The 14,202-nt window shown below is 61.4% G+C and carries 10 protein-coding genes and 1 pseudogene; 6 read left to right on the plus strand and 5 right to left on the minus strand.

Annotated features, from left to right (window positions below; all coding sequences use genetic code 11):
• A complete protein-coding gene (locus AC1RQK_RS10080) occupies nucleotides 1–1,869 on the plus strand; it encodes an ABC transporter ATP-binding protein (RefSeq protein WP_492808856.1) in 1,869 nt (622 codons plus the stop codon).
• 476 nt (nucleotides 1,870–2,345) lie between these two features.
• Here AC1RQK_RS10080 and AC1RQK_RS10085 read toward each other — a convergent pair whose 3' ends face one another.
• Genes AC1RQK_RS10085 through AC1RQK_RS10095 form a run of 3 tightly spaced genes read right to left on the minus strand, consistent with a single transcriptional unit; the run spans nucleotide 2,346 to nucleotide 8,159 of the window.
• A complete protein-coding gene (locus AC1RQK_RS10085; protein ID WP_492808857.1) occupies nucleotides 2,346–3,809 on the minus strand; it encodes an efflux transporter outer membrane subunit in 1,464 nt (487 codons plus the stop codon).
• Nucleotides 3,806–6,967, minus strand: coding sequence for a multidrug efflux RND transporter permease subunit (locus tag AC1RQK_RS10090; protein ID WP_492808859.1), 3,162 nt, complete (start codon nucleotides 6,965–6,967; stop codon nucleotides 3,806–3,808). Before AC1RQK_RS10090 ends, AC1RQK_RS10085 begins: the two co-directional genes overlap by 4 nt.
• Before the next feature lie 40 nt (nucleotides 6,968–7,007).
• Nucleotides 7,008–8,159 (minus strand): efflux RND transporter periplasmic adaptor subunit, encoded by a 1,152-nt coding sequence (locus AC1RQK_RS10095; RefSeq protein WP_492808861.1) that lies wholly within the window; start codon nucleotides 8,157–8,159, stop codon nucleotides 7,008–7,010.
• A 268-nt stretch (nucleotides 8,160–8,427) separates the two neighbouring features.
• On the opposite strand from AC1RQK_RS10095, the gene AC1RQK_RS10100 reads away from it, so the two are divergent.
• The 3 genes from AC1RQK_RS10100 to AC1RQK_RS10110 all read left to right on the plus strand — a co-directional run bounded on the left by AC1RQK_RS10100 (nucleotide 8,428) and on the right by AC1RQK_RS10110 (nucleotide 10,885).
• On the plus strand, nucleotides 8,428–8,958 hold the full coding sequence (locus AC1RQK_RS10100; protein ID WP_492808862.1) for a TetR/AcrR family transcriptional regulator: 531 nt from the start codon (nucleotides 8,428–8,430) through the stop codon (nucleotides 8,956–8,958).
• An 87-nt stretch (nucleotides 8,959–9,045) separates the two neighbouring features.
• Entirely contained in the window at nucleotides 9,046–9,285 is a 240-nt protein-coding gene (locus tag AC1RQK_RS10105) for a hypothetical protein (RefSeq protein WP_492808863.1), read from the plus strand.
• Between the two features lie 382 nt (nucleotides 9,286–9,667).
• Nucleotides 9,668–10,885 (plus strand): alginate lyase family protein, encoded by a 1,218-nt coding sequence (locus tag AC1RQK_RS10110; RefSeq protein WP_492808865.1) that lies wholly within the window; start codon nucleotides 9,668–9,670, stop codon nucleotides 10,883–10,885.
• A gap of 25 nt (nucleotides 10,886–10,910) precedes the next feature.
• On the opposite strand, the gene AC1RQK_RS10115 is transcribed toward AC1RQK_RS10110, so the two are convergent.
• Complete coding sequence (locus AC1RQK_RS10115; protein ID WP_492808867.1) at nucleotides 10,911–11,273, minus strand: DUF1304 domain-containing protein; 363 nt, start codon at nucleotides 11,271–11,273, stop codon at nucleotides 10,911–10,913.
• Nucleotides 11,274–11,937: 664 nt separating this feature from the next.
• Nucleotides 11,938–12,240 carry a ProQ/FinO family protein gene (locus tag AC1RQK_RS10120; RefSeq protein ID WP_492808869.1) on the minus strand — a complete coding sequence of 101 codons (303 nt, stop codon included), beginning with the start codon at nucleotides 12,238–12,240 and terminating at the stop codon, nucleotides 11,938–11,940.
• A 2-nt stretch (nucleotides 12,241–12,242) separates the two neighbouring features.
• Here AC1RQK_RS10120 and AC1RQK_RS10125 point away from each other — a divergent pair.
• Nucleotides 12,243–12,406: pseudogene (locus AC1RQK_RS10125) on the plus strand (IS6 family transposase); the annotation flags it as partial.
• A gap of 763 nt (nucleotides 12,407–13,169) precedes the next feature.
• On the plus strand, nucleotides 13,170–14,147 hold the full coding sequence (locus AC1RQK_RS10130; RefSeq protein WP_492809085.1) for a Bug family tripartite tricarboxylate transporter substrate binding protein: 978 nt from the start codon (nucleotides 13,170–13,172) through the stop codon (nucleotides 14,145–14,147).
• Nucleotides 14,148–14,202: the final 55 nt, after the last annotated feature.

Consider the following 14,202-nt stretch of genomic DNA (forward strand, 5'->3'; position numbering starts at 1 on the left):
ATGAGCGCGAACCAGTCCAATCCGTCTGGCCTGTCCAGCGCTTCCAGCGATCTGGTTGAAGTCAGGGACCTGCATATCGTCGCGAAGGCGGCGGACGGGTCCGAGCAGACCATCGTCAACAAGGTTGGTTTCTCGATCGGCAAGGGCGAAGTCCTGGCGCTGATCGGGGAGTCCGGCTCCGGCAAGACCACCACGGCGCTGGCGTTGATGGGCTATGCCCGGCAGGGCTGCCGCATCGCCGGCGGCCATATCCGCATCGGGCAGACCGACGTACTCGCACTGTCCCCACGTCAGTTTTCGGCATTGCGCGGCCGTACGGTGGCCTACATCGCGCAGAGCGCGGCGGCATCGTTCAACCCGTCCAGGACGATTCTCGACCAGGTGGTCGAGGCTGCGCTGATCCACAAGGTCATGCCGCGCAGCGAGGCCCAGAAGAAAGCTATCGCACTGTTCCGCGATCTTGCGCTGCCCGATCCGGACCATATTGGCGAGCGCTATCCCCACCAGGTGTCCGGCGGGCAATTGCAGCGCCTGATGGCCGCCATGGCATTGATCACCGATCCGGCGCTGGTCATCATGGACGAGCCGACCACCGCGCTGGACGTCACCACGCAGATTGAAGTGCTGCGCGCGTTTCGCAGCGTGGTGCGGGACCGCGGCACCACGGCGGTCTATGTCACGCACGATCTCGCCGTAGTCGCGCAGATCGCGGACCGCATCATGGTGCTGCGCCGCGGCGACCATCAGGAAACCGGCTCCACGCAGCAGATCATCGAGGCGCCCACGCACGAATACACGCGCAGCCTGCTGGCGGCCGCCAGGCCGCTGCCGCATCCGGCCACGTCCGCCGCGGAGCCGGCGGCACAGCCACTGCTGCGGATCGCCGCGCTGGAGGCCGGGTACGGCCGGCCCGGTGCCGACGGCTTGCCGGCCAAGCGCGTGCTCTACGACATCAACCTGAGCGTGGGGCGCGGCCAGACCATCGGCGTGATCGGCGAGTCCGGATCGGGCAAGACCACGCTGGCCCGCGTGATCGCCGGCCTGATGCCGCCGGCGCGTGGCGAGATCACGTTCGACGGCAAGCCATTGCCACCGGAACTCGCACATCGCAGTCGCGAGCAGCTGCGCCGCATCCAGATCGTGTTCCAGAATGCGGATACCGCGCTCAACCCGGCCCAGACGGTCGAAGACATCTTGTCGCGGCCGTTGCAGCTCTACCACGGGTTGCGTGGCGACGCGCTGCGCCAGCGCGTCGCGAAGCTGCTAGGGCTGGTCCAGCTACCGTCCAGTGTGGCGCAACGCTCGCCGCAAGGCCTCTCGGGCGGGCAGAAGCAGCGCGTGAACCTGGCGCGTGCCCTGGCGGCTGAGCCGGACCTCATCCTGTGCGACGAAGTCACGTCGGCGCTGGATACCGTGGTGGGCGCCGCTATCCTGGAGCTGATGGCGGAACTCCGGCGCGAGCTGGGCGTGTCGTACCTGTTCATCAGCCATGACCTGAACACCGTGCGCTCGATCTGCGACGAGGTGGTCGTGATGTACGCCGGCCGGGTTGTGGAGGTGGCGCCGCGCGATGCGCTGGCTCATCCGCCGCATCATCCGTATGCCGAGCTGCTCAGCGCTTCCGTGCCCCAATTGCGGCTTGGCTGGCTCGATGCATTGGCCGTCAAAGCTACGGAGGCCGGCGCGGGTGCGCCCGCCGCGGGTTGTCCGTTCTTCGATCGCTGTCCGGTGCGTATCCAGGGTGTGTGCGATGCGCAGACGCCGCCACGCCGGCAGATCGGAGGCGAGGTGGAAGTCTTGTGTCATCACACGAGGGAAGATCTGTTGGCGCTGAGTAGGGCGGCCATAGCTGCGTCCGCATTGAATTGAAGGTTGTGAAGGTTGGGGTGAAGTGCATATGCCAGCGCGGACAGGCCATTGGGGATGCACTTGTGCAATGTGTATGGTTTTCAGCCCGCGTCGGCGGGCCACTATGACAAACCAAGATTGCGGCCGCATTCCATGACACGCCTTCCGCCGATGCAATTCTCGTCAAGCTCGGTAGATTTTGCGAGCGAATCAACGGAGCACGACACTAGCCACGGGTGACGCTTGTCTCAGGCCTATACAGCGAAGGACAATGGGGCCGCTCTTGAGGCTGGGCAGAATGGAATCTCCTTGGGTATTGGTATCGTTTGACTGCCGTCGAGATCAAACAACGGACCCGGCTGACGTCGCGAACAGCGGGTGGCGCTGTGTCATCTGATCATGTGCGGCCCTCATCCCCGGCTGAATAACCGGAGGCCGCACCTAGTCCCGTGCAGCCAAGACGCCAGAAGACGCGGTTGAGACTGGCCGTCGCATTCTCACCGCTCCTTGATATGCGTCGTTTTGTCCTGGGCCGCCGCCTCGGCACGCCAGCCGCCTCCCAATGTTCTGAACAAGGTCGCCAATGCGATCTGTCGCTGCGCGCCCACTTCGATCAGTGCGGTCTGGTTGAGGAAGTCGCTGCGTTGGGCGTCCAGGTAGCGCAGGTAGTCGTCGACTCCGGCACTGTAGCGTGCCTGGGCCAATCGCAGCGCTTCCTGGCTGCTTTGCACCAGCGCGCGCTGCGACGCTTCTTCGCGGCGCAGCGTGCCGGTGGCTGCCAGTGCGTCGGAGACTTCCTTGAAGGCAGTTTGGATGCTCTTCTCATACGCGGCAATGGCCATGTCCTTCCTGACCGTGGCCAGATCTAGATTGAAGCGGTTGCGGCCACCGTCGAAGATTGGCAAGATGATCTGCGGAGCGAAGGACCAAGCGCGCTGCCCCGCACTAAACAGGTCCACCAGGTCCGCGCTAGAGTTGCCGAACTGTCCCGTCAACGTGATGCGCGGGAAGAACGCTGCGCGCGCGGCACCGATGCTGGCGTTGCGTGAGCTTAGTTGATATTCCGCGGCCCGGATGTCGGGACGGTATATCAGAAGATCGGAGGGAGTTCCGGCGGCAATATCCTGTACCAGGAGAGAGCTGGTGGCCGGGTACTTCGACAGGTAGGCACTCAGGTCTCTCACACCCACCAGCAGGCCAAGTGCGTTGCTGGTTTGCCGGAATTCGCGATCGATGCGCTCCAGTTCGACCTTCGCTTGTTCTGTCAGCCCTAGCGCCTCTTGGTAGTCCAGCGCCGTCGCTGTTCCGGCTTGACGTCGACGCCTGATCAACCCTAGCGAGGCCTCCCTGGACTCCAGCGTCTGTACGGTCAGGACATATCGATGCTGCGTGCTGTCGCGCATTAGGTAGGTCTGGATCACTTCGGCTACCAGGGTGATTTGAACACCGCGGGCGGCTTCTTCGGTGGACAGGTATTCCTGCAGCGCCGCTTCCGACAGGTTGCGCACGCGGCCGAACAAGTCGAGCTCGAACGCTGTCAGCCCGACTCCCGCCTGGTAGCTTTCCTGGATCACCGTGCGTCCTGAGGCACCCAGGTCGGCGGGCACACGTTGCCGCGCGCCGCCGCCCTGCGCACTGAGTCCCGGTAGTTGGTCAGCGCGTTGCACGCCGTACTGGGCGCGTGCCGCCTCAATGTTGAGCAGGGATTGTCGGAGGTCGCGATTGTTGTCCAGCGCTAGCTCGATCAGTTTGCGCAACCGTTCATCGGTAACGAAGGTTTGCCAATCCATGGTGGCCGCGGAGGGGGCCTGCGTAGAGTTCTTTTCCGCGAAACTCCATTCCTCAGGAATGGGCGCTGCAGGACGTTGGTAGGTCGGTGCAAGCGAGCAGCCCGCAAGCACCAGGCTCGCGGCCAGCGCGCACAGCGGCAGATGTTTGGAGATGGTTTTGATGGGTTTCATTCCGCGCCCTCGTGGCTCGCTGGAAGCGCAGGCTCATTGGGTTGTTGCTTCTGCATCTTCTTGCGCGCGAACAGCGACAGCACGGAGACGAAAAAGATCGGGACGAAGATCACGCCTAGCAGGGTAGCGGTCAGCATGCCGCCAATCACGCCGGTGCCGATCGCCCGTTGGCTGGCCGCGCCGGCGCCGGTGGCGATTGCCAACGGTACCACACCGAGGATGAATGCCAGCGAGGTCATCACAATGGGACGAAAGCGCAGCCGCGCAGCCTCGATCGCCGCTTCGACCAGCGTATGGCCTTGCTCGCGCAGGTCCTTGGCGAACTCCACGATCAGGATGGCGTTCTTTGCGGCCAGACCGATGATGGTGATCAGTCCGACCTTGAAGTAGACATCGTTAGACATGCCCAGCACCGTCACGGCTAGCACCGAGCCCAATGCGCCGATCGGAACGATTAGCATCACCGAGACAGGGATGGCCCAGCTCTCGTACAGAGCCACCAATAGCAGGAACACCACCACAATGGCCAATCCGAACAGGAATGGTGCCTGGGCGCCGGCGAACTTCTCTTGGTAGGACAGGCCGGACCACTCGTAGCCGATACCCTCGGGAAGCTCGGAGACAATGCGCTCGATTTCGGCCATCGCTTCACCTGTGCTGTGGCCTGGGGCGACGTTGCCAGATATCTTGAAGGCGGGATATCCGTTGTAGCGCGAGATCTGGACCGGGCCGGTCTCCCAGGCAATGGTGGCAAAGGCGCTCAGCGGCACCTGTTCGTCGCTGGAGTTGGGCACGTTGAGCTTGAGGAGGCTCTCGGGTGTCATGCGGTCACTGACATCGGCCTGCACCACTACGCGCTGCAGGCGACCGGCATTGGCAAATTCGTTGACGGTAGCCGAGCCGTAGGCGCTGGAAATCGCATGATTGATGGTGTCGAAACCGACGCCCAGTGCCTTGGCCTTCTCCCGGTCAATGTTCAAGCGCAGTTGCGGCGCGTCTTCCAAACCTTCCATCATCGCGTAGAGGAAGACCGGCGATGTGTTGGCCTTGTACAGCAGCGTATCGCGGGCGGCCATCAGTGCCTTCCGGCCGAGTCCGCCCCGGTCTTGCAGGCGCAGGGAGAAACCACCGGAGTTACCCAGGCCTTCGATGGGCGGCGGGTCCACAGCCATCACCTTGCCATCCGATAGTCCAGCGAAATGCGTGTTGAAGGCCGCCACCTCGTCCGAGGCCGACTTCCCTTTTCCACCACGTAAGGACCAGTCCTTGAGTGTAGGGAAGCCCAATCCGGCATTCTGGCCGGTGCCGGAGAAGCTGAAGCCCATGAGCAGGGTGCTCGAGGCCGTGCCGTTACGTGCCATTATGTAGTCCTCCAGCTTCTTGGCCACTGCCTCAGTGCGTGCATGGGCAGCACCGGGGGGCAACTGCACGTCAACAACGTAGTAGCCCTGGTCCTCGACTGGCACGAATGACTCAGGCAGTCGCGTATAGAAGAATCCCAGCACCACCACGATGCTCGCGTAGATCATCATGTAGCGCCCGGTGCGCCGCAGCAGGCGCGAGTTCATGCGCTCGAAGTGGCTGGTAAGCAGGGCGAACTTGCGGTTAAACCAGCCGAAGAAGCCTTTCTTCTCGTCGTGGTGGCCCCGGGGAATCGGCTTGAGCAGGGTGGCACACAGTGCGGGGGTCAGGGTCAGGGCGAGGAAGCCGGAGAGCAGGATCGAGACCGCCAGCGACAGCGAGAACTGCTGGTAGATCACACCCACTGACCCGCTCATGAAGGCCAGTGGCAAGAAAACCGCAGACAGTACCAGGGTGATGCCCACGATGGCGCCGGACACCTGCTGCATTGCCTTGACCGTGGCGTCGCGCGGCGACAGTCCTTCGTCAGCCATGAGCCGCTCGACGTTCTCCACCACCACGATGGCATCGTCGACCAGGATGCCAATGGCGAGCACCATGCCGAACATGGTCATCATATTGACCGAGAAGCCCAGCGCGTACATCACCGCCAGCGTGCCCAGCAGACACACCGGCACCACGACAGTGGGCACCAGGGTATAGCGGAAGTTCTGCAGGAACAGGAACATCACCAGGAACACCAGCACCACTGCCTCGACCAGGGTGTGGATCACCTTTTCGATGGCCACGTCGACGAAGCGAGAAGTGTCGTAAGGCACCGAGTACTCGATGTTGGCCGGGAACGTCTTCGACAGTTCCTGCAGGCGGGCCTTGACGGCCTTTGCGGTCTGCAGGGCATTAGCGCCAGGGCTCAGCTGCACGGCTGCCGCTACGCCATTCCTACCGTTCATGCGCGAGTCGAAGTTGTAGTTCTGGCGGCCAACCTCCATGCGTGCGACGTCCGCCAACGTCACCTTGGAGCCGTCGGCGTTTGCACGCAGCACGATCCGACCGAACTCGTCGGTGTTGTCCAGCGTGCCCTTGACGGCGATGGTGGCGGTCAGCTCCTGTTCGGCGCCGCCTGGGCGGCTGCCGAAGGCCCCAGCGGGCACCTGCGTGTTCTGAGCGGCAATTGCGGCATTGACGTCCGCCACCGACAGCCCGTAACCCAGCAGCTTCTGCGGATCGATCCACACCCGCATGGCCGCCTCGGCCGCGAAGAACTGCAGCTTGCCAACGCCGGGCACGCGGCGGATCTCATTGTTGATGTTGCGCGCGGCGTAGTCCGCCAAGCCGACCACGTCTTTGCCGGCAGCGTCCCCTTTGTAAGTCAGGGAGTAGATCATCAGGAAGCCGGCGCTGGCCTGCTCCACCTGAATGCCCTGTTGGGTGACCGCGGTGGGCAGCCGGGCCTCTGCCTTCTTTAGACGGTTCTGCACGTCCACCTGGGCAAGTCTCGGGTCGGTGCCGGGCTGGAAGGTAACGACGATCTCGCCGATGCCGGAGGAACTGCTGGACGAATCGTAATACAGCAGGTCCTTGGCGCCGTTGAGCTCCTCCTCGATGACACTGATCACCGAGTCGACCACGGTGCTTGCCGAGGCACCGGGATAGGTCGCGCTGATCGTGATCTGGGGGGGCGCGACTGTCGGGAACTGGGCGACCGGCAGCGACGGGATCGCAAGCAGGCCGGCGAGAGAGATGAAGATTGCGACGACCCACGCGAAGTTGGGTCGATCAATGAAAAACTTGGGCATGCTCGATCCTCGCGAATGCGCGCGTTGGCGGCGTTTGGGTTCAGTTGCGCGCATCGCTGGGAGAGGGGGAGGCGGCTAACTTGCCTGCAGGAGCCGTCGCTGCGGCGACGCTGACCTTTGCGCCTGGACGGACCGCAGTGACACCACCGACGATTACCCGTTCGCCCGGCTTCAGGCCTTCGAGAACGTGCCAGTCCGAGCCACGCATCGCGCCGGTCCGAACTGGACGCGCTTGTACGACCTGGTCCTGGTCCACGACCAGCACCTGCGCCTTACCGTCTGCGCTACGCTGCAGGGCGCGCTGAGGCACTAGGATTGCCTCCGGATCGCTACCCTGACTGGTATGCACGCGTACGTACGCACCGGGCAATAGCAGGCCGTCTGGGTTGGCGAACTGACCGCGCAATGAGACTTGGCCAGTGCCACGGTCCACGGTGATGTCGGAGAACAGCAGTTGCCCGTCGCGTTTCTGATCCGTGCCTTCGAGGGTGATCGAGATGGGTGCGCCCTTACCACCGTGGGCCGCACGACCGTCGGCCAAGGTGGCGCGCATGCGCACCACGTCGGCAACCGGCTGCTTGAAATCGGCGTAGATCGGATCGAGTTGCTGGATTGTCGCCAACGCAGTGGCCTCGTTGTGCCCAACCAGTGCGCCTTCAGTCACTAGAGCCCGGCCGATGCGCCCGGAAATGGGTGCTTTGACCGTGGCGTAGTCCAGATTCAACTGAGCCGTCTCGACATCAGCCTGGGCCGACTGCCGAGCGGCCTGCGTGCTTTTGAACTTGGCCTGCGCGGCATCGAAGTCCTGTTGGCTCACGGCGTCGATCTTCACCAGCGGCTCGTAGCGCTTGACCACGGCCTGGGCTTCGAACAACGCGGCCTCTGTTTTGGCCAGTTCGCCTTGCGCCCGCGACAGCGTTGTCTTGAACGGCGCCGGATCAATACGAAACAGCACATCACCAGCCTTTACATCGGCGCCCTCTACGAAATGGCGCTTCAACAAGATCCCCGCCACGCGAGCACGCACCTCGGCTACACGGACCGGCTCGATACGCCCAGGCAGGTCGCTGGCCAGTTCGAAGGGTTGCGGCTGCACTGTCACAACTTCGACGGAAGGCGTTGCAACGTTCCTAGCATGGTCCACCGCCTCCCCACAACCGCTTGCCAACACCGCCGCGGCGAGCGCAATCATGGGTCGCCACCCCCCTCTTTGTCGTTCGATGATCACTGGAATCCCTCAGACTGGAAATGAAAAATTATGCGTCAAATAGTACTTTAAAATTCCCAATGAATCAAAATAGATTCATTTGATCAAATAATGTTGACGTTTGACAAAAACCATGAACAAGATTCGTCACTGAGATGAGACTATGCGGACGACGGCTCAGAATGAGTCAAAAGAGACTCATTTGATCTACTATCAAATCTTTGAGGAATGAATGACGGCTCCAAGCGCGCAAATGGAAGACAACAGGCTCCTGGCCTCCCTGGCACTTGCGATGGTCGAGCGACCGCGCGCCACCCTGCAAGAGCTGGCCAAAGCGATTGGCGTCAGCAAGGCGACGCTCTACCGTTTCTGTCGCAGCCGCGAGCAGTTGGTTGAGCGGCTGATGAGGCACAGCGCCACGCTTATCACCGAGGCTATCCAGACGGCGGACCTGAATGCGTCGCCCCCGCTGGAGGCGCTCAAGCGTCTGATCACCAACAACCTGGAACATCGGGAGCTGATGGCATTCCTGATGTATTACTGGAAAGATGCCTCGGCCGAACCGAGTGCGGAGGCCGATTGGGAGAACGCGCTGGACGCGTTCTTCCTCCGCGGGCAGCATGAGGGCGTGTTTCGCATTGACATCACAGCGCCCGCACTGACCGAAATCTGGGTCTCCATCCTTATCGGGCTGGTGGATGCCGAACGCCGCGGCCGCGTCGCCAGAGCTGGTATGGTGGCCTTGGTGGAGCGCGTGTTTCTCAATGGCGCGTCCGCCGCGTGATGTCTATTTCATCCTAGGTACGCATGGCCGCTGCGATAGGCAGCGGATGCGCCGAGAGTGGGCGAGCAATTCCGGATGGATGCCCAGATGGATGAACAAGCCACCCGTGAGGGCATCCAGGATGCTTCCACGGGAGCTGGCCATGCAGAGCAGCGAGCAGCGACTGGCCAGAACGCGTGGCGACGCACAGCCGCTGTAGGAGTAACTGCATTTGGCTGCAAATCGAGCGCTGCCGAGGGCAGCGTCACGGCCAAAGGGCTGGATTACAGCCTCAAAAACCGAGCGGTGCTGACGCGCAACCTGCTTGTGCTGCATGACGGCCCATAACATGTAATAGCAGTCGCTCCAACCTCGTGCCGATAGGTTTGCAGCGTGGCGGAATCCCCGACGCTGCCGGCCGAGACGCCGTGCTTCCGCATCGACCACTTCGCGCTGGACGTTCCCGCCGACCTGCCGGAGGCCGTGCGTGCCCCTGGTGTGCGGATTGCACTTACACCCCATCTCCGGTACCGGCTCGTCGGCCAAACCATCCGCATGGGGACCTGAAAGGTTTTAGCATCACAGCTGACCAACGGCTTGTTGCCCTCTTCCATATCTTCCATAGCCAAGGGGAGAGGACAACCTGATCGCGCGTGCCAGTAAACCTCTACGCTGCCACCAGCGTTATAGGGGTTCTTCCTCTTGTGGGCCAACGCCTTTTGGAGTCATCGTGCAGTCTTCAAAGTCCACTCTCCGCCGATTCCCACGCTTCGCGACAATTGGCTGCGCGGTCCTTGTGACCTGCGTCCTTGTCGGTTCCAGCCCGAAAGCGCTGGCAAACGACGCCCGTCCATTTGTACATCCAGGGCTGCTTCACACACAGCAGGATTTCGACCGGATGCGCGTCAAGGTCGCTAGCGGGAATCAGCCCTGGGCCGCCGGCTGGCAGAAGCTCGTCACCAATCGACATGCGTCGCTGGGTTGGAGACCGAACCCGGAGCCGATCGTATATCGGGGTGCGGACGGGCAACATGCGGAGAACTATGCGGCGCTCTTCAATGATGCCGCAGCTGTCTATGCCTTGGCATTGCGCTGGAGGATTTCAGGCGACGACACATATGCCGACAAGGCAGTCGGGATTCTGAACTCCTGGTCATCGACTTTAACCGCCATTGACGGCACGTCGGACAAGTTCCTGGCCTCGGGGATCTATGGCTACCAGCTAGCGAACGCGGCAGAGCTTCTGCGGGGCTATTCGAACTGGAACCCAGCCGACTTCCGCCGCTTCCAGGCCATGATGCTGGCCGTCTTCTATCCAATGAACCACGACTTCCTGGTTCGCCACAACGGCGCGAAGATCGACCACTACTGGGCGAACTGGGACCTCGCGAACATGAACTCGATGCTGGCCATTGGCGTGCTCGCGGATCGCCGCGACATATACGATGAGGCGATCGAGTATTTTAGGCATGGCGCTGGTAACGGTTCCGTTGGGCACGTCGTGTGGAAAGTCCACAATGACGAAATCGGGCAGGTGCAGGAGAGCGGACGTGACCAGGGACACACCATGCTCGACATAGCGCTGCTTGGTACGTTCTGCCAGATGGCATGGAGCCAGGGAGACGATCTGTTCGGTTATGACGGCAGTCGCGTCCTGCTTGGCGCTGAATACGTAGCCCGTTACAACCTTGGCCACGACGTGCCCTACACGCCGTTTGCTAACAGCGATGTCACGCAGGCGACGATCTCAAACAAGTCTCGTGGCGATACGCGCCCGATCTGGGAACTGCTGTACAACCACTATGTGGTACTCAAAGGCATGAACGCCCCCAATGTGAAAGCCTTCGCAGAGAAGGTGCGGGTGGAAGGTGGTGGCGGTGACTATGGTCCTAACAGCGGGGGTTTCGACCAGCTTGGATATGGAACGCTGACTTTTACCTTGAAATAGGGGGGTACTTCCCCATAAGCTGGCGTCAGGTAAATCCGCGGAGCGCCAGCGCCAAGACTGCAGGTATCGTCTGTACCAAGACGATACGGCGGCTGATGGTGATGCCGCCCCAAATGCCCGCCACTGCCACGCAGATTAGCCCGAACATGGAGAACGCCGTTGCCACAGTGGCATCGCGCGCCACCAGCCCCAGTACCAGAGCCGCCACCAGGAAGCCGTTGTACAGGCCCTGGTTGGACGCCATCGCAGCAGTTTCGGCGGCTTTCGCGGGTGTCATGTGAAATACCTTCGGCCCGCGCGTCTTCCACAGCGCCATTTCCAGAACCATGATATAGGCGTGGATCAGCAGCACCAGCAGGTAGGCGATTAAGGCGAAGGTTCGGAGCATGGCATTGGTCGGCAGATTGGATGGGCCAATGATAGCGGCACCTCGCGTGCATGGCCATGGTTTCGAGGAGCGGCGGCGGCTGATGCAGGCCAACCTAAGCGCGGCAGGGCATGTGCCTACCCGGGGGCACGATGTAGATGCTGCTGGCGGTCAAGCAGGTCTATTGGTTGCCACTGCGTGCGCTTCACGCCCGGAGCTTGTGCCTCCTGGCATCCCCGGCATTGTCGGTGCCCAATTACTCGAGAATGAGCTGTCGCGCACAAGACTGGTGCGGTCAGCCGACGGTGGATCGCAACGATGAGCTACTGCGCCTGGCGGTCGAGAGCAGGGGGCGCTGTTCGGTGAAGGCGAATGGAAGGTGTGCAAGCACCGCCAGTCGAAGCGGCGCAGTTGGCGCAAAGTGCATCTGGGATTGGCCGTCAAAACTGGGAATGTGCGCGCAGCCGTTATGACGCACGGGGATGTGGATGATGCCAGCAGCGTTGCTGCGGCTTGCAGGATCAGATTCCACCGACGAGAACATCGAAGTCCTCGGTGGTGATGGCGCTTACGACACGAAGGCAGGCCAAGTGGCGATCGCCGCGCGTGGTTCCGTGAGTGCCGTCGGCGCAGGAACTCCGCGCCGACCGCACTCCACCACAAATCAGTCGGGCTTAGACGCAGTCTAGGATTGAGAAAGCGCTTGCGCCGCATGATGGGCTTGCAGTTGCTGTGCCTGTTCTGCATCGGCCTTTAAAACATGTCCCGCCTCCTGACCCGTCAGGTCCACACGCGGGGCGCCATCCACCAGGCAAGTCCGATAGCGGGTGCCGCGGCACAAGTTCCGGATTGCGTCACGCACAACCGCCTTTGGCAGGCCAAGTTCCTGTGCGTGCTGGACAAGGTCGTTGAAGATGCAGATCTTGAACGCTACCTTGGGCGCAGCATTCCTTGGAGAGGTTTGTGGGAAGCGCTTTTGCAGCTTCATGATGGTTTGTGGCAGCGGTTCGATCAGCTCAAGATTGTCAAGGACTCGCTCCGAAAATCACTACGCTGGCCGGCTACGCGGCGTCGCACAGCGCGGTGCGCGAAATGAAGAGTTGCTACCTGAGAACACAACGTTACAACCGTCAACGTACTTGAACAGATTGATCTAGCAAGATCATAGCAACATGAGGTCTAGTGCTCTCTCCCGCAAGAAGCTACATTAATGACGCGAGGTCCGACTCAGCAACGGAGCTGCGTAACGCAGCCAGTCCGGCCGCCTTCACGACTTCTTGCGCTTCGTTGGCACCGCCCGACGCCGCTGCGCCGACGGCTTGATGGGGCGCGGCCAGTGTGCGGGGAGAATGCCACGCGGCCGCGTGCAGAGTACTTACGCGGCCTGTCAGGAAAACGACGTGACGCCGTTTGCATTATCGCATTCCCAATAGGGCTGCTCCGGCGCTATCGAGGCGGATGAGCCCGGCGGAAGGTACCGCCAGCTCAGATGCCGGAAGTTAGCGGCGGGAGCCAGTGAGTATTCAACTGCTTGAGCTACCGTATTCATGCACATTCCCGATCCGTAAGCGCTCATGAAGGCGTGTTGTGCACGAGATGGGTATCGTCGTCGCGACATATTGGCTGCACATAGTTCCTATGCCGTAAATGGAGTCGGCGGAGCGACGGATGGATTGTAGCTATGCCCGAGTCTAGTCAGGCACCACCAACGCAGTGCCAGTTTGCGGTAGTTGTGGGTGTGTTCCTAGTTACGCATCTTCCGTATGCGCGGCATAACGGACGCGTTCGAGGTCGAGTATGAGGATCGATATTCGTTCTTTTTCGTTTGCCGATGCGAAAAGACCGTTAGACTCGCCCCCAACCGAAAATATGGCTGATTTCCCGCCAACGCGGGGAACTGTCGATACCAATCCTGATATGACGCATAGATTCCGGGCGAATGTATCTTTTGCCATCATGTTTTCCGTCCTGAGTGCCGGCGCTTTGGCTCAGACATACCCATCTCGCCCCATCCATATGGTTGTGCCTTATCCGGCGGGTGGTGCTACGGACATCCTGGGTCGCTTGCTCGGCAAGAAGCTTGGCGAGTTGCTCGGGCAGCCGGTCGTGATTGAGAACCGAGCTGGTGCGGGCACGGTCGTCGGCGCAAACTATGTCGCCAAGTCCGCGCCCGACGGCTACACACTATTGATTACTGCTGGCACAACCACCCTTACCATCAACCCGGCCATCCAGTCAAAGCTTCAGTACGATCCGGTGAAGAGCTTCGAGCCTATCGGGTTTGCAACGCGCCTGCCGCTGATAGTGATTGCCAATCCTTCGTTCCCTGCGAAGACCCTGAAAGACGTCGTCCAGGCGAGTAAGGCTACGCCTGGCAAGCTCAACTATGGTTCGTTCGGAGAGGGAAGTACGGCGCATTTCGCGGGCGAACTGTTGTGGTACGCAGTAGGCGAAAAGATCGTCCATGTGCCATACAAGGGTAGCGCTCCAGCCATGAATGATCTGATCGGCGGACAGATTCCGCTTGCTATCGACACGGTCACTGCAGCGGCGCCGCAGATCAAGGCGGGTACCGTGAAGGCGATTGCCGTCACCACAAAGCGCCGCTCGGCGCTGCTGCCGAATGTGCCCACCGTGGAAGAGCAGGGTTATCCCGGCGTCGATGTCGATGCCTGGTCTGTGCTTGTAGCACCGAGAGGCTTGCCGCCGACAGTCAAGGCACGGCTGGAGAAGGCGTTGTCCGACACGGTCAACGACCCCGCCATCCAGAGACAGCTGATCGCGAATGGTTTTGAACCCGCCTATGGCAATGCTGCATCGGCGTCGGCCCTTATTGAGCGGGAACTCCCGCAAATGCGGGCCATTGCGCAGCGGGCCGGCATCCGCATTGACTGAGGTGGACATGCTATTCGAGATCGCGGAGAGATTGCTGAAATAGGCGTCTGGGGCT

The sequence above is a fragment of the Cupriavidus sp. GW822-FHT02D05 genome, assembly GCF_058802485.1.